Annotated in this window: 12 protein-coding genes; 6 read left to right on the top strand and 6 right to left on the bottom strand. The window is 50.4% G+C overall.

The features are described 5' to 3' along the window. Positions 1-117 precede the first annotated feature (117 nt). On the bottom strand, positions 118-2,031 hold the full coding sequence (gene mnmG / locus H6F68_RS20250) for a tRNA uridine-5-carboxymethylaminomethyl(34) synthesis enzyme MnmG (RefSeq protein ID WP_190561694.1): 1,914 nt from the start codon (positions 2,029-2,031) through the stop codon (positions 118-120). Between the two features lie 710 nt (positions 2,032-2,741). Between mnmG and H6F68_RS20245 the strand changes: the two genes are divergently transcribed. After that, entirely contained in the window at positions 2,742-3,062 is a 321-nt protein-coding gene (locus H6F68_RS20245; RefSeq protein WP_190433683.1) for a hypothetical protein, read from the top strand. 153 nt (positions 3,063-3,215) lie between these two features. Then, the gene (locus H6F68_RS20240) at positions 3,216-3,404 is read left to right on the top strand and encodes a hypothetical protein (protein ID WP_190433685.1); all 189 of its coding nucleotides are present in this window, start codon (positions 3,216-3,218) and stop codon (positions 3,402-3,404) included. A gap of 90 nt (positions 3,405-3,494) precedes the next feature. Here the strand turns inward: H6F68_RS20240 and H6F68_RS20235 are convergent, their stop codons facing one another. From H6F68_RS20235 to H6F68_RS20220, 4 genes are all read right to left on the bottom strand, one after another. Further along, positions 3,495-5,573 carry a TolC family protein gene (locus H6F68_RS20235; protein ID WP_242065576.1) on the bottom strand — a complete coding sequence of 693 codons (2,079 nt, stop codon included), beginning with the start codon at positions 5,571-5,573 and terminating at the stop codon, positions 3,495-3,497. A gap of 173 nt (positions 5,574-5,746) precedes the next feature. After that, positions 5,747-7,465, bottom strand: a complete 1,719-nt coding sequence (locus tag H6F68_RS20230; RefSeq protein WP_190561692.1) for a diguanylate cyclase — start codon at positions 7,463-7,465, stop codon at positions 5,747-5,749. Between the two features lie 31 nt (positions 7,466-7,496). Then, positions 7,497-8,882 carry a TIGR03279 family radical SAM protein gene (locus H6F68_RS20225; RefSeq protein WP_190561690.1) on the bottom strand — a complete coding sequence of 462 codons (1,386 nt, stop codon included), beginning with the start codon at positions 8,880-8,882 and terminating at the stop codon, positions 7,497-7,499. 51 nt (positions 8,883-8,933) lie between these two features. Then, positions 8,934-9,905 (bottom strand): undecaprenyl-diphosphate phosphatase, encoded by a 972-nt coding sequence (locus H6F68_RS20220; RefSeq protein WP_242065575.1) that lies wholly within the window; start codon positions 9,903-9,905, stop codon positions 8,934-8,936. 382 nt (positions 9,906-10,287) lie between these two features. Here H6F68_RS20220 and H6F68_RS20215 point away from each other — a divergent pair, with 382 nt between their 5' ends. The 4 genes from H6F68_RS20215 (at position 10,288) to nadB (ending at position 14,806) form a co-directional block, all read left to right on the top strand. Further along, positions 10,288-10,974: a DUF3120 domain-containing protein gene (locus H6F68_RS20215; RefSeq protein ID WP_190554722.1), complete on the top strand. Its 687-nt coding sequence runs from the start codon at positions 10,288-10,290 to the stop codon at positions 10,972-10,974. 202 nt (positions 10,975-11,176) lie between these two features. After that, positions 11,177-12,196: an adenylate/guanylate cyclase domain-containing protein gene (locus tag H6F68_RS20210; protein ID WP_313930198.1), complete on the top strand. Its 1,020-nt coding sequence runs from the start codon at positions 11,177-11,179 to the stop codon at positions 12,194-12,196. A 271-nt stretch (positions 12,197-12,467) separates the two neighbouring features. Beyond that, positions 12,468-12,899: a photosystem II complex extrinsic protein PsbU gene (psbU, locus tag H6F68_RS20205; RefSeq protein ID WP_190554721.1), complete on the top strand. Its 432-nt coding sequence runs from the start codon at positions 12,468-12,470 to the stop codon at positions 12,897-12,899. A gap of 176 nt (positions 12,900-13,075) precedes the next feature. Next, positions 13,076-14,806, top strand: a complete 1,731-nt coding sequence (gene nadB / locus H6F68_RS20200) for an L-aspartate oxidase (protein WP_190561688.1) — start codon at positions 13,076-13,078, stop codon at positions 14,804-14,806. Here nadB and H6F68_RS20195 read toward each other — a convergent pair. Next, positions 14,803-15,267, bottom strand: coding sequence for a hypothetical protein (locus H6F68_RS20195; protein ID WP_190561686.1), 465 nt, complete (start codon positions 15,265-15,267; stop codon positions 14,803-14,805). The two genes, nadB and H6F68_RS20195, sit on opposite strands and share 4 nt — an antisense overlap. Position 15,268 lies beyond the last annotated feature (1 nt).

Below are 15,268 nucleotides of genomic sequence, written 5' to 3'. Positions count from 1 at the left end.
CCGCTGAAGGACGGCTGCGTCCTCCAGACCTCCTCCAGACGAGTCTAGTTGTCGGTGTTTCGAGATTTGGAGTGCCCTAACCCCCAAATTTCTAGCTCATCCCTCATCCTTCCTCCCTCATCCCTCAGTTCCAACCAACTGCCGCGCCCGGACTTCTAAGTAAACTAGGAGGGCGTTGATGTCGGCGGGGTTGACGCCACCGATGCGGGTGGCTTGGCCTAGGGTAAGGGGTTTGATTTTGGCTAGTTTTTCGCGGGATTCTTTTGAGAGGGTTTCGATCGCGGCGTAGTCAAGGTCGGCGGGGAGTTTGCGGTGTTCTTGGCGAGCGATTTGCTCAATTTGGTGTTGTTGGCGGTGCAGGTAGCCTGCGTATTTGATATCAATTTCTGCGCCTTCTTTTTCGACGCGTTCCAGTTCTGGGTTGCCGAGGTTGTAGTGGTCGAGGTTGGTGTAGTGGAATCCAGGGCGACGCAGTAAATCGGCTAGGGTAACGGAGCCTTTGATGGCTTGTTGGGTGTCAGTGGCGATCGCTTTGCCCACAGGGTCGTGTTCTTTGATGCGGGTTTCGTGCAGACGTTCTTTTTCGGCGGTGATGTTGGCTTGCTTACGGGTAAAGAGTTCCCAGCGGCGATCGTCGATGAGGCCAATTTCGCGACCGAGAGGGGTGAGGCGCTGGTCGGCGTTGTCGGAGCGCAGGAGCAACCGGTACTCGGAGCGGCTGGTGAGCATGCGGTAGGGTTCGCGCAGGTCTTTGGTGCAAAGGTCGTCGATCAAAGTGCCGATGTAACTTTGCTCACGGGGCAAAATCACCATCTCCTGGTTGTAGGCATAGCGGGCGGCGTTCAGGCCTGCAACTAAACCTTGAGCCGCAGCTTCTTCATAGCCTGTGGTGCCGTTGATTTGCCCTGCACAGAACAGCCCAGCTACTTTTTTGGTCATTAAGGTGGGGTAGCACTGGGTAGCGGGTAGGTAGTCGTATTCCACGGCGTAGGCGGGCCGCAACATGGTGCAGTTTTCTAGCCCCGGAAGCGATCGCAGCATTTGCAGTTGCAAACCTTCGGGCAATCCGGTGGAGAAGCCTTGGATGTAAAGTTCTGGGATGTCTCGGCCTTCTGGCTCAATAAAAATTTGGTGGCTCTCTTTGTCGGCAAAGCGCACAATTTTGTCTTCGATGCTGGGGCAGTAGCGTGGCCCTTTGGCATCGACCCAACCGCCATAAACCGGAGATAAGTGTAAGTTTTCGCGAATCAGGCGGTGCGTCTCGGCAGTGGTACGAGTCAGGTGACAGTTCATCTGCTCCCGCTCTACCCAAGCTTCTGGGTCAAAGCTAAACCAGCGCACGTCTTCGTCGGGGGGCTGGGCTTCCATTTTGCTGTAGTCTACCGATCGCCGATCTACCCGCGCGGGGGTGCCAGTTTTGAGGCGTCCGGTTTCAAATCCGAGTCGGTTGAGGGTTTCGGTCAAGCCGACAGCAGCAAATTCTCCAGCTCGTCCTGCATCCATCGACTTATTGCCGACCCAAATTTTGCCACCTAAAAAGGTGCCTGTGGTCAGCACAACGGCTTTGCACTGGAAGGCCACGCCAAAGTAGGTTTGCACGCCGATCACTTCATCGTTTTCGCCCAAGATCAAGTTGGTCGCCATGCTCTCTCGCAGCACCAAGTTCTCCTGGTTCTCCACGATGACTTTCATGATGTTGGCGTATTCACGCTTGTCGGTCTGCGCGCGCAAGGCCCAAACTGCTGGCCCTCTGGAGTTGTTGAGGATGCGCTTTTGCAAATAGGTGCGATCGGCCATTTTGCCAATTTCGCCACCCAGAGCATCAGCTTCATGCACAAGTTGAGATTTAGCAGGTCCGCCAACAGCTGGATTGCAGGGTTGCCAAGCAATTTTGTCGAGGTTGAGGGTGAGCAGCATCGTACGGCAACCTAACCGTGCGGAAGCGAGAGCTGCTTCACAACCAGCGTGACCCGCTCCAACCACAATCACATCAAAAGCATCTAAGAATTCTACGGGTGTTTGCAGGGTCATAGTTTGGTTCGAACGCTGGAGAATCTCAACTCACTAATTTTAGCGGTTATACTCAACCGTCAGGCTATATCCACTTAACTGCTGCCAAAGGAATTGATGCTGCACATCAACCTAAGTAAAGACAGAAAAATCAACAGAATATTGTTGGATTAGCAAAAGCTTTTCTCCCAGATGCCTCGCCCCAATAACTACAAGTTAATTCTTGAAATCTTTGCTTACCAGCTAATTCCATGAGCAATGCTCTTGAAGATTAATTAATACTTATTGAGGTTTTTATAAGCAATTTATCTACTAGGCGTTGAACAGGTTTACTGACGGAGCGCGATCGCCACATTTTCAGTTCTATAATGTTTACACTTGACTCCCAAAACTCTTTAAAAATACTTCCTGAAAAGTTCTGAAAAGTCTACAAAGCTGAATGCTTTAAATATTTCAGTGGTTTGCAACTGCAAATCCTCAATTTGCATGTTTCAAAGTTATAACTCTAGCAAAAATCTTTCTAATTTCAGAATAGAAATAACTTTAAAGGTAGCTGTAAGCTGGCGATCGCCCAGACAGACACCTCCCCCTAGGTGAGCCTTTTCCTCTTAGCTTTGACTTTGCTGATCATCCTGGTGAGTTGCAACAAATACTGAATGATCCTGAAGCATTAGGAAATACTGGATTTAGAACGCCATAATTTCAGAGCCATTTTTCATTTTTAACCGCTTGTGAAATACTTCTTTTTATCAGACGGCTGGACTGTGGGGCGAGTGTGGGAGTCAGCAGGATTGTGGAGCGAGGTGGCCTGGAGACGCAAACCAGACATCAAGAAAATGAACGTTTCCATCCTAGAGCAAGGAGAAAAGTTGTGGCTTTACCGAGTTGAAGAAGCGGTACTGATGGTAGAGGTAAGGCCCACTGAGTCAGCAGAGCTAAATCCTGGGGCTCAAGTCATTGGACAAGTCGTGCTCAAGCGCTTAATCACAGCAGAGCAAGTCTTAGAGTGGCTGTCTACATCCAGTTCGGTCTGCACCCAAGGAGATGACTGAGCTGGATCTTTATCTAAAGTTGCAGTCGTGTAAGCGTTCACTCATTCGGGGGAAGAAGATTTTTGGGACATCACTCAGACTAAATAAATAGGCGTTGAAGCCACCTCAGACTCTAGTGCAGCACTATATAAGCTAGTGGAATCTTTAGTGGGAATGAACTTGGTCGAACAAGCGTATCAGCGTCTTGCCATCGCCACAGATTTGGTCAAGAGTAGTGTTGATTCCCTCTCCGAAGTAAGCGATCGCTCAGAAGTGACGTTTGAGGTTTTACAGGATTTGACAGTTGTCCTCTACGAACTGGAAAAACTAGCTCAAGATTTCAACACGCTGCTGAAAAACTGAGCCAAGGTTCTACAATCCTGCTGAAAAGAGATCTTTAGGCAAAACAAATAGAGAGAGAAAAGGGCAAGGAAAGACTTGCCCCCGTAAGTTCTATGGAGCGGTAGCCGCAGGCGTTCTACCTGTAGAGGCACTAGGAGCAGCGCCTAGATTGGTAATCGATCGCTGGAGGGCAGCTAAAGCTCGGTTGTAGTTCAGAATCGCGTTCAGGCGATTGCCTTCAGCTCTAGTCAACTCGTTTTGGGCACTGATTACGTCTGTTTGAGTACCAACACCCGCTTGGAATCGTAGACGTGCTAGACGTAAACTTTCCCGAGCCTGCTCCAAGGCAACTGAAGCCGTCTGGATGTTCTCAAAGTTAGATTGCAGGTTAAAGAACGATTGCTCTACGTCGAGACGAACTTGATTTCTCGTATCCGCAAACTGGTTTTCAGAAATTTCTGCATTAATTTCTTCCTGTCTGGCTCTGGCTCTAGCTGCACCGCCGTCAAACAAGTTCCAGTTCACTTCAGCCCCTAGAGAATAACTTCTCAGCGCGTCTCGGTCATCGTCAAACTGATCTTGCAAACTGGTGTTGAGGAATGCGCTGATTCGCGGTCGGTTATTGGCAAGGGCAATTCGACGCTGTTGCTCGTTGATTTCTCGCTGTAGCAGTTGTTGCTCTAGCTCTGCTCGGTTTTTAAAGGCCTGGACAATGCTCTGTTCTAGCGACAGATTCCACAAGCCTGCAATTTCGACTGGGTCTGCTGCTGACAAATCAACTGATTGGATAATGTTTAGTCGTTGGGAAAGTTGCCGCCGGGCCGTCCGTTGATCGCTGAGAGATTGGGTTAAATCTTGCTGAGAGTTGGCTAAGTCTACTTGAAATCGCAGCACATCAAAGCGAGTCCCTACACCCGCTCGTTCCAAAGCTAGAGCGTCTCGCAAACTAGCCTGAGCCGTTTCGACCGCAGCCCGCGAAATGCGAACTTGCTCGTCGCTTTGTTGCAAATCATAGTAATTGTTCGTGACATCCAGCCGTAGCTGCTCTCGCTGCACCTCAACTTCTAATTCGTTAGAACGCACCTGTTTTTCAGCAGCCCTGACTGTGGCAGACCGTTGGCCTGAGGTAAAAATGTCGTAAGAGACTCCAAGGGTACCGCTGAGGGATGTGCTGGCAGAGTCAGGATCGGCTGGCTGTGGCTGCGGTGTTAGGTCGTTTTGGTTAGAGTCCTGGCGCGCGATTCTAGCTCCAGCATTCACGTTAGGGTAATAGGCTGCCTGTGCTTCTCTTAGCGCCGCACGACTTCTTTCTAGGTTCAGTCTAGAAACTTGTAGGCTCGGCGTATTGCGCTCGGCTAGCTCGATCGCTTCTTGCAAGGTAATGGGTTGAGTGCCCTGAATCTGAACTTCGCTAGGTCTGGTCGGGAATTTCAATGGATTCGGGTCAGGATTGAGATAACCACGAGGAACAGGGCGAACGAATTGGTTGCTATTGCTAGCAGGACTCGTTGGAGTTGCGGTTGGTGTGACGGGTAGCGTCGGACTTGAGTTATTTGGCTGCGCTGGTTGTGGCGATCGCGGTGCTTCGGAACCAGTCGGATTAGTAGGTTCTAGCGTTGGTAAAGGAGCGCTGGTTTGCGCCGTTTTTTTAGCAGGGGTTGTGGTTTTGTCTATGCTCTTTTCTGCTGGTATGCTCTTTTCTGCTGGCTTCTCGGCCCGCTTAGTAGTGGCACCACGGACCTTACTCGCTGTCTGAGTCCTAGCTTTAGAGCGGATATTGGGCTGAGGGGTGGCTTGCTGAGTTGCTTGTTCCTCAGCTATCTCCTTTAGCGCTGCCTCTACACTGGAAACGGTAATTTTTGCAGAGTTGGAGCGAATCTTACGGCTACTCTGGGTCTTGGAGCGGGTCTTGTTTTTGAGTACCGGATCTTTGGATGCCGAATCTTTTTGTACCGAGCTTTTCTCAGCAGCGGGTCTAGCAGTATCAGAACTAGTTTGGGTGACACGCTCGGAGGTGGAATCAGAGGTGGCAACGTCAGTCTTAGTAGGCTCGTTTGGCGTTGCATCAGTGGAAAGCTGAGCCGAAGTTTTATTAGATTGGGCTGCACTGGGCTCCGGGCTACCCAACGTACTTCCCAACGCGATCGCCGCACTCACACCTACAGCCATCAAATAGCGAATGGTTTGCATAAGTTTTATTCAGTCTGCAATCCAGAGAAACGTTTAGAAGTCGGGCAACCAACCTTAAGCAGAATACTGGCTGGCAAAGTCACTTGGCAAATAGTTCAGCTTGATTCTTGCTGCTCTGCTCTAATTTACTAAGTGTGTAAACCAAAAGCACCCTAAAGATATCAATAAACCTGTTACTCAGCATCCGGAGATGCAGAACTAGCAACTAATGTTTCATCGGCTACCATAACGCGATCGCGCCCAGCAGCTTTAGCGCGGTACAAAGCAGTATCTGCCATCCGAGTCACGGCCTCTCCGGTAGGCCCATGCAGCGGATAACTCGCAACCCCAGCCGAGAGCGTAATCATGCCGAGAGCTTGGCGGTGATAATGAACACTTAGGTGGCTAACGGCTTCCCGAATATGTTCCGCTCGTTGACGGGTGGCTTCCAAAGAAGCATCGGGTAAAAGTAACATCAGCTCTTCACCGCCGTAGCGACAAGCAATATCGGAGGCCCGAATAGAGTTTCTGATGAGCAAGCCTACCTCACGCAGCACCGCATCTCCTGCTTCGTGGCCAAAGGTATCGTTAAAGCGCTTAAAGTGGTCAATGTCTAGCATGACAATACCGAGGGGTTGTCGATTACGTTCTGCCCGTCGCACTTCTCGCTCTAGCGATTCTTCCATATAGCGCCGATTGAATAAGTTAGTCAGAGGGTCGCGAATGCTCTGATTCCTCAGGCTTTCGCGCAGCTTGAGGTTAGCAAAAGCTAGGGCAATATGCTCAGCCACTGTCCCTGTCAGTAGCCGCTTTGTCGGCGTGAAGTCGTCTTTGTTGGAGGCCGCTAGATACAAAGTTCCTAGAGCGTCTCCCTGAGCCATGAGAGGAATGCAGCAGTACTGAGTGGGCCAAGGAGCGTGGAGATGTTGGCAACGCAAGCTGCTATCACCGTTGTCAATGAAGTAAGCTCGGCCTCGACGGAGCGCCCAGCAGTCTGTCGGGTCAAACATGATCGGCTGCAAGGATAGCGGTCCCCAAGAAGCGATCGCTTCGACTAAGTTGCGGGACTCACTAGTGATATAAAGCGCGCCAGACATGCCGGGAAACAAAGGTTGCACCAACTCAGCCACCACAGCGTAAGCCTCGCCCAAGGTGAAGCAGGCTTGCAAAACATCGCTCAACTCTCCTAAGAGAGCAATCTCGCGACTGCGTTGTTCTAGCTCTCCCACCCAACCTTTCAGCTTGGTTTCACTTTCTTGCAGAGCCAGTTCTACGGTTTTGCGCCGTCTGATGTCTCGGTTGAGGGTAATGGCCGCGATCGGTAGCAACGCCGCTGCAAGAAATCCACTAATGGCAACCACTAGCGTTGTATTGCGAGTTGCTAATTCTGCCTGATGCGATCGCTGTTGAAGTAAGCGATTTTCCTCGGTGGTCATCTCATCCATGAGGCGACGAATTGCATCCATCACCTGACGGCCTCGAGCTTCACGGATTGCTTGCTGAGCCGCTGTAAAGCCTTGTTCCTGCCGAGTGTCTAAAACTGCTTGCAACTTGTCTAGGCGCTGCTGGAGCAGAGGACGCAAAGTATTAAGGCGCTGTTGCTGCCTGGGGTTATCAGCAGTGAGCCTCTGAAGCGTATCAACTTGGTCATTAATGGTGTTAGTGGAAATGTAATAAGGTTCTAAATACTCCTCTTGCCCCGTAATAACGTACCCCCGCTGCCCAGCTTCAGCGTTGGCAATGTGAAAGAGTAAAACTTCTTGTGCCTCTAGCACCCGATAAGTATGATTTACCCAGTTCGCAGTGGCAACGAGTTGTGTGATGTTCCGGTAGCCGAGACCACCAATTAAGCTAAGCACTAGAAGGGCAATGCCAAAGCCGCCCGTAATACTTTTCTCGATTGACCACTTCATATCGTCTTGCAGCTCATAGAAGCGACTGGCACTAGACGCAAGAGGGAGCCTTGGGAGTTCCAGAGATACAGGGTTGGGCAGCCGCATCGAGCCAGAGACAAGTCTCCATAAATTCCTCGACGTTGCTAATCAGCCAAATTTTGGTTTGGAGTTGGCGAGCTAAGTCCTCAACCGTAGTGTCATCCAAAAAGCGAGACTCTCCATGTTTCAACATAACCGTTGGCAAGAGAATACCATCACCTAGGTCCTTGGCTTGGAGCGCTGGCAACAAATCGTGCCCAGTCAGCAAGCCCGTCACGGTGATCGACTGCCCCCAGTAGTCGCTGCAAAGTGCGACTAGTTCCACAGTAAGTCCTTCCACTTGATTGAGCCGTTGTAGCAATGGTTGAAACGCTTGCTCAACTGCATTCCCCACCACCCAAGTCAGTTTCCGGGGAGGGGAAATTTGCTCAGGTAGGCGAGCCGTGGCGGCGGCAAAAGTTTTTAGGAACTGCTGAATTGACCCAACGCCATTACCAATTTGTGGGTAGTCTTCGTAGTGCGATTCGGGTGGTAGGGCTTGTCCTGCAATCAAAAACCACTCATCTGCTAACCAGGCAAAGGTGGAGCTAAACTGCCGTTGGAACTGAGTTTGCAATGTCTGAACTTGGGCAATCACTTCTTGAGCTTTTTCCGGCGTCACAGGCACCAATTCATCTTGATCAGGCCGAAAGCGCGTGAGTCCTACAGGTACTACAGCCACAGAAGCCACAGCAGGCATCTCACCTTGATGAAACTCGGCTAAGTCTAGTAAGGTGCGCTCTAAGTGAACTCCATCATTAATCCCTGGGCAAACTACCACCTGGGCATGAATCTGCAAACGTCGCTCTTGGAACCACTGCAACTGCGATCGCAACTGTCCTGCCCTGGGGTTCTTCAGCAACCGACTTCTAATTTCTGGCTCAGTGGCATGGACTGACACATAAAGCGGAGAAAGCCGCATCTGCTCAATCCGATCCCATTCTCGTTGGGTCAAATTGGTCAGGGTTAAATAGCTGCCATAGAGAAAGCTAAGGCGGTAATCGTCATCTTTGAGATACAGCGTTTGCCGCATTCCGGGCGGTTGTTGATCAATAAAGCAAAATGGGCAGCGGTTGTTGCACTGAAGCAGCCCATCAAACAAAGCAGTTTCAAACTCTAGACCCAGATCTTCATCGAAGTCTTTTTCGATCTCGATCTCATGAGCTTTTCCTTTGGCATCTAAAACTTCTAGTTCTAGAACTTCATCGGCGCAAAGAAACTGATAGTCGATCAAGTCACGTGGTTTTTGACCATTAATGGCAACGAGGCGATCGCCCGGCTCAAACCCAATCTCAGCAGCAATCGAATCAGGAAGAACCTTGGTAATTAAAGCCGGACGAATTGAAACTTCGCTCATGAAGATGCCACTGGAATGCTAAGGCCAATTTCTATTCTAGAGAGTCCAGCCTCAGGTATTCCGTAAAGCGCCAGCCGCCACTGCCGTCAGAATCGCTGCACCAAAGCCCAAACGATACCAAACAAAGATCCAGGTGTTGCGATTTTGCAGATAGCGCAATAACCAGGCAATGGAGAGGTAAGAAAAAATGAAAGATGACAGCGTGCCAACCACTACTAAAGACAGGTCGATTTGGCCCAGCGCTTCCTTAAAAAACTGGTATAAGGTTGCGATCGCTAAGGTCGGCAACCCTAGTAAAAAAGAAAATCTAGCCGCTGTTTGCCGCTCCAATCCTAAAAATAGAGCAGCCGTCAAGGTAGAGCCAGAGCGAGAAACGCCTGGCACCAAAGCCAACATTTGCCCCAAACCAATCAAGATTCCATCTTGAATTCGCAACGCCGAGAAATCCCGTTTCCGACTCCCTAGGTTTTCTGCGGCTCCTAATAACAGTGCCATGACGATAGAGGCGATCGCGATCGTCGTCATGCTGTTAATGGTCGAGCCATCATCATTCAGCGCCTTTTTGAGCAAAAATCCCCCCGCCAACGCTGGGATCGTGCCCACTACAATTCCCACTAAAAGTTTCCATTCCTCCCGCTGCCAATCTCGCTTCTGGGCGGCTTGCCATCCTCCTAGCAAAATGGTGCGAATGTCCGACCAAAAGTAGATGACCACTGCGACCACACTGCCGAATTGAATCGTCGCCACAAACGGTTTAGCGCCTACAGTAGCCCAGCCCAACGCTTTAGTAAAAACCTGCAAATGGGCAGTACTACTAATGGGCAAAAACTCTGTAATGCCCTGCACAATTCCCAAAATGAAGGCTTGAAACAACTCAGCCAACCAGTTAACAGCACTCGCTTCTGGGGTAGCAACGGCTAATAGAGAGAAAATATTCGCTAAATGATCCATCTGTACTGATGGAATTGACACTGGTTCTAAGGAATAGCTGAGCCACACCAAACTGTCTATTCCAATCGTCATGCACATACTCCAGAAAACTAATCAGTTCGGTATCCAGTTTTTACTGCTGCTCTCAACAAGGAGCAGGACAAACCACTCTCAGGTTCCTTAGCTACGTTGCTTCAGCCAAGAGCGATGGCAAGCAATTTGCCCCTACGCCAGCAGCTAGAAAGCTCAACTTTCACCTGCTCTGGTATAGCGTAATTGAGTGTTGCAAACTTGCGAAAGTTTCAACGATTACATCAGAGGCACTGATCTCAAGCTTTGGCAAGAGAAAAACTAAGTTATCATAAACAAGATGCCCCCCCAGGGGATGTGCTTGTGTTATGTTAAAAAAAGTAAATTAAATAAGAAACTTAAAAATACTTTGTCTTCCTTCACACCCTTCCCCCCATCCTCACGCATGGTTGATTCAGCCCAGGAAAGGTCGCCTGATTCAGCTTGGCAGCTTCGAGTTAGCCAAACTTGGCTCGTGCTGGCTGCTGCTGTCCTGCTAGTAGCGGTACCTGTTTTTATTCAGGCTCCCTTAGTGCGCTGGCAGCCTGTGCTGAGCTTACTTCTGACTGGTGGTTGGCTTGGACTCAGCTTAGTCTTGATGGCTCGCGATCGCACCCAACTCTGGGGTGACTTGCTTTTTGGATTCACCTGGAGTTGGTTAGCAGGTTCTATTTATTGGGGATGGTTTCGCTGGGAGCCACTGCTGCACTTACCCATCGAGGCCATTGGGTTGCCTGTTGCAGTTTGGTGCCTGATGCGCCAGTGGGGGAAGGTAGGAAATTTCTTTTATTTAGGGTCTTTATTCGGGACCGTCGTTACTGATCTTTACTTCTATATCGTGGATTTGATCCCCCATTGGCGACGATTGATGCAAGTTGATCCAGCGCTGGCATTACCCATTTTTCAGGATGCGATCGCTCAAATGCGGACACCCTGGGGAGCAGCTTGGGCAGCGGTGCTGGGGGTAACTTTGCTGGTGGTGGGATTGTTGCCACTACGCTCTCAGAAAGCTCACTGGTGGGCCTTTGGCGGAGCTGTGCTGAGCACAATTTTAGTAGATGGTTTATTCTGGTTGGTAGCTTCTGCGGCTTAAGTTCCTGAGCTGCTAGTCAGCATTTCCAAGATTAACTTCTTTGGACTTCAGGGCAAACTTCAAGCGCAACGAGATTTTGCTTACAATTCTTAGTTAAATCTTCGAAAGCATTCATTGGCATAAGTAGATGTGTCATGGATAGTCGTAGATAGATGTGTCAGGATGCATCATAGGGAAAGATGCAGTGATTTCTTAGCCTGTGGTGACTTTTCAATCCACTCCTCATTTAGTGCTCCGTTCCGAGGCAGGTGATCGATATCTTCCATTAGTCGGCAACAACTGCTGGACGATTGGTCGAAGCGATGACAACAACTTTGTGCTGCCCGATCGCTGGATCTCCCGGAACCACGCGATGCTTCAATGCATGGAAACAGGCGAGTTTTATCTCATTGACTTGGGAAGCCGCAATGGCTCCTTTGTGAATGGCCGCCGAGTTAGTGTTCCGGTAACGTTACAAAACGGAGACCAACTCACCTTTGGTCAGATCGAATTAGAGTTTTACTGTCCTTCCCCAGAGCACCTCACTGATCCGTCGATGGGAATGGACTCCAAAGAATTTACCGCGACCGCAACCTTGCATGTCCGCCGCCTGATCTCAGTTTTGGTGGTGGATATTCGTGACTTTACGGGGTTGACTCGGCAACTGGACGAAAAAATCCTCTCTGAGGTGATCGGCACCTGGTTTCGGCGAGCCGGCGATATCATTCGCGAACACGGCAGTTGGGTCGATAAATATATTGGGGATGCGGTGATGGCAGTCTGGATTCACGGCACCCAAGGGGTCAGTGACGAAGAGATGCTACGCATTTTTAGTGCCCTCAGCGCCATGCATAAGATGACGAGTGAGCTGTACGACCAGTATCCCCTGCCATTTCCGCTACGCATTGGGGCAGGAATTAATACTGGGTTTGCGATGGTGGGGAATACGGGGAGTGGCGATCGCCCTGACTATACCGCCCTAGGAGACACAGTTAACGCTGCCTTCCGCTTAGAATCTGCCACGAAAGAAATCCGTCTGGATGTAGCCTTAGGAGAAACAACCTATAAGCACGTGCCGATGGGCCCAACTTATCAAGCTTTGTTTCAGACTCATACAGTGGACTTAAAAGGTTACGACGTACCCACTGTTACCCATGCCTGTACCTTCGCTGACTTAAATCGCTTTCTACAAATGCAGGAAGAAAGTCTAGTGCTGGGTAATGAAAGCCCTGAACCTCTCTAGAGCGTTGTCAAGATTGCTGTCACAGAGTACTAGTAGTTTAGGTTTACGCTTTAAGATCTAAGGCGGTAAAGCGCATCAGCGCCGAGCAACGCAAAGTTTAGAGGTTTTCCAGGGTACCTGGGTACGCTACCCTAGACTTTAGAAAATTTGTGGCATTTGCTGCTTTGCACGACCTTAGAGAGCATCGCGCTTTTCCAGGGTTGGGTATTCTTGTGCCAATTCTATAAATGCTGTGTGTGGATTTTATCTGCTCAGAGGAAGGTATAAATCGATGAAACGCTTTGTTCGCTGGCTATCAGTTCTCAGTTTGTTAGTGGGCTGCCTAGGATGGCTAGGGTTGCCTCAACAAGCGATCGCTGCAAACTTGAGCCATTTGGTTCTGCAACCGATCCCCGTCTTAGCTGCTGAGGTCGCTCCTCGCAATGCAGTCGATGATAAGCGGGCCAAAGTCGGGGACAAGATCGATCTCAACAACACCAATGTTCGGGCTTTCTTGCAATATCCTGGCTTGTACCCCACCTTAGCGCGTGCGATCGTCCAGCACGCACCTTATGAAAAGGTGGAAGATGTTCTTGATCTACCTGGCATCAGCGATCGCCAGAAAGAGACGTTGCAAGCAAATTTCAAGAACTTTACCGTGACCGATCCAGATTCTGCCTTGACCGAGGGAGACGATCGCTTCAACAACGGTATCTACCGCTAAATCTGCCTCCAGCTCTGCCACTGTTGACTGAGTTTGTAGAAGCCCGGTACTTTAGTTGCCCTTGTCTCTACAGCTTCTGGGTCAGAACTGGGTGGTTAAACGCTGCAATAATATCTTTGCTCTCTGTACAGTAAGGTTAATCCTTACGCGCGATTGATGACAGGGAGCAATTTTTATTGGACACTTCGTTACCTCTTCCACCCCCTGCTCCAGCCCAGAGTCCTGACTTCACTCAGCCTTTTGATGTTTTAGTGGTAGGGGCGGGAGCCGCAGGGCTTTATTCCGCCCTTTGTCTGCCGCCGTCGTTTCAAGTCGGCTTAATTACCAAAGACACCTTATCTCTTTCGGCGAGTGATTGGGCTCAGGGTGGGATTGCTGCCGCGATCGCTCCAGATGATTCTACAGCTCTCCACATTACTGACACGATCAAAGCGGGTGCAGGGCTTTGCGATCCCGCAGCAGTGGAGTTTTTGGCTGAGAACGCTTCTGATTGCATTCGGTCCTTGGTAGAGATGGGGGTGGCATTCGATCGCCACGATGGAGAACTCGCTTTGACCTTGGAAGCAGCCCATTCTCGGCGACGAGTCTTGCACGCAGCAGATACCACAGGACGGGCTGTGGTCAATACGCTCACGGCGAAGGTGCTGGAGCGCAAAAATATTCAAGTATTTCCTCAAACGTTTGCTCTGAGCTTATGGATTGATCCCCAAACTCAACGTTGCCAGGGAATTAGCTTGATCCACCAAGGGCAAGTTGTTTGGGTTCGAGCGACAGCCGTGGTCTTGGCGACAGGTGGGGGAGGGCAGGTATTCGCCCAGACGACTAATCCCGAGTTGAGTACAGGAGATGGAGTGGCGATCGCTTGGCGAGCCGGGGCTTTGTTGCGGGATTTAGAGTTCATCCAGTTTCATCCCACAGCGTTAAGCAAGCCTGGAGCCCCCCGGTTTTTGATTAGTGAAGCGGTACGCGGGGAAGGAGCGCACTTAGTGGATACGGCAGGCCAGCGGTTTGCCTTCGAGTACCATCCAGCGGGAGAACTGGCTCCTAGAGATGTAGTCAGTCGAGCAATTTTCAATCACTTACAACAGACGGAAGCAGACCCCGCCAGCGCCCACGTTTTGTTGGACCTCCGGCCCATTCCTGTAAACACGACTCGGCATCGCTTCCCTAACATTATTCAAGTCTCTCAACAGTGGGGCGTAGATGTGTTTCAGGAGCCCATTCCCGTGACACCTGCGGCCCACTACTGGATGGGAGGTGTGGTAACTGACACGATGAGTCGGACGTCGATTCCAGGGCTTTATGCGGTGGGGGAAACGACCAGTACTGGCGTGCATGGAGCCAACCGTTTAGCCAGCAACTCGTTGCTAGAGTGTTTGGTTTATGGGGCTCAGTTAGCCCATTTAGAGTTAGGCCAATGGAACGCCCTTGACTCAAGCTCAGAGCCAAGCGTCCCTGAATCTGAGGGCTATTATCCTGAGCCTACAGATTGGCAGCGTCAGCAGGCGGCGATCGCCACTATGCGTCAAGAATTACCTCGTTTAATGTGGCAAAGCGCCGGAATTTGCCGCGAAGAAACTACCCTTCTGGCCGCGATCGCTCAAGTAGAAACCTGGCAAGCAGAATTTGCTGCCCTGCCTTTAAGCCAATTCCTGCTGAACTTAGCACCAACTCAAGCCGCTAGCGTGGGCTTGCCGGATGCTGACTCAGCCATCCGCACTTGGAGCGAAACCCAAAATCTTTTGGATGTTGGCTACTTGATTTTGAAAAGCGCTTTGTTTCGCACTGAGAGCCGGGGTGGTCACTATCGGGTTGACTTTCCGCAGCCCGAGCCGCACTGGCAAGTTCAGACTTTGGTACAAGACCACCATTGGTGGACAGCCCCCATTTCAGCCCTCTCAAATTAGAGAACTTCGTGCGTGTACTTATGCTGTTTCACATTGTCTTCAGCTCTGACAATGCGCTGGGAGTTTAGCACTCGCTTGCGTTCGGTAGAGTAGTTGAAGTCTTGACGAGTCGTTCCAGGAGGGACATGAGCTTGTGCTGCGGTCTTGGCTTTGTAGGTACGAGCGGCAGCAATAGCACGCTGCACAAATTCATCACAGAATTGGGCATCTTCCGGGAACCCATCTGGCTTTTGTGGGGTTTCTCCAGCTAGGACTGTGCCTAAAGTCGTGGCAAGGGCCATTTCGTAAGAGGTGGGCACTCCTTTCACAATGGCTTCGATCGCGGCTGAGGGGATCGGCTCCAGAATTCTCACTTCGTGCAGTTTGCCATCTTCTTTGAGAAAACAAGTAGCTAAACCAATGACTAAATATTCATCTGTGGAGAGGTCGGGGGCTTGAGGATGGGAGGTAGCGGTTGTCATG

Origin of the sequence: Trichocoleus sp. FACHB-262 (assembly GCF_014696035.1) — a bacterium.
Lineage (GTDB): Bacteria > Cyanobacteriota > Cyanobacteriia > FACHB-46 > FACHB-46 > Trichocoleus.
The sequence above is the reverse complement of the archived record's forward strand: the minus strand, read 5'-3'. Positions and strand labels throughout refer to the sequence as shown.

Excerpts from the sequence above, each read along its gene's own strand:
- mnmG (WP_190561694.1), bottom strand. The coding sequence starts at position 2,031 with ATGACCCTGCAAACACCCGTAGAATTCTTAGATGCTTTTGATGTGATT.
- H6F68_RS20240 (WP_190433685.1), top strand. The coding sequence starts at position 3,216 with ATGAACTTGGTCGAACAAGCGTATCAGCGTCTTGCCATCGCCACAGAT.
- H6F68_RS20235 (WP_242065576.1), bottom strand. The coding sequence starts at position 5,573 with ATGCAAACCATTCGCTATTTGATGGCTGTAGGTGTGAGTGCGGCGATC.
- H6F68_RS20230 (WP_190561692.1), bottom strand. The coding sequence starts at position 7,465 with ATGAAGTGGTCAATCGAGAAAAGTATTACGGGCGGCTTTGGCATTGCC.
- H6F68_RS20225 (WP_190561690.1), bottom strand. The coding sequence starts at position 8,882 with ATGAGCGAAGTTTCAATTCGTCCGGCTTTAATTACCAAGGTTCTTCCT.
- H6F68_RS20220 (WP_242065575.1), bottom strand. The coding sequence starts at position 9,905 with ATGACGATTGGAATAGACAGTTTGGTGTGGCTCAGCTATTCCTTAGAA.
- H6F68_RS20215 (WP_190554722.1), top strand. The coding sequence starts at position 10,288 with ATGGTTGATTCAGCCCAGGAAAGGTCGCCTGATTCAGCTTGGCAGCTT.
- psbU (WP_190554721.1), top strand. The coding sequence starts at position 12,468 with ATGAAACGCTTTGTTCGCTGGCTATCAGTTCTCAGTTTGTTAGTGGGC.
- H6F68_RS20195 (WP_190561686.1), bottom strand. The coding sequence starts at position 15,267 with ATGACAACCGCTACCTCCCATCCTCAAGCCCCCGACCTCTCCACAGAT.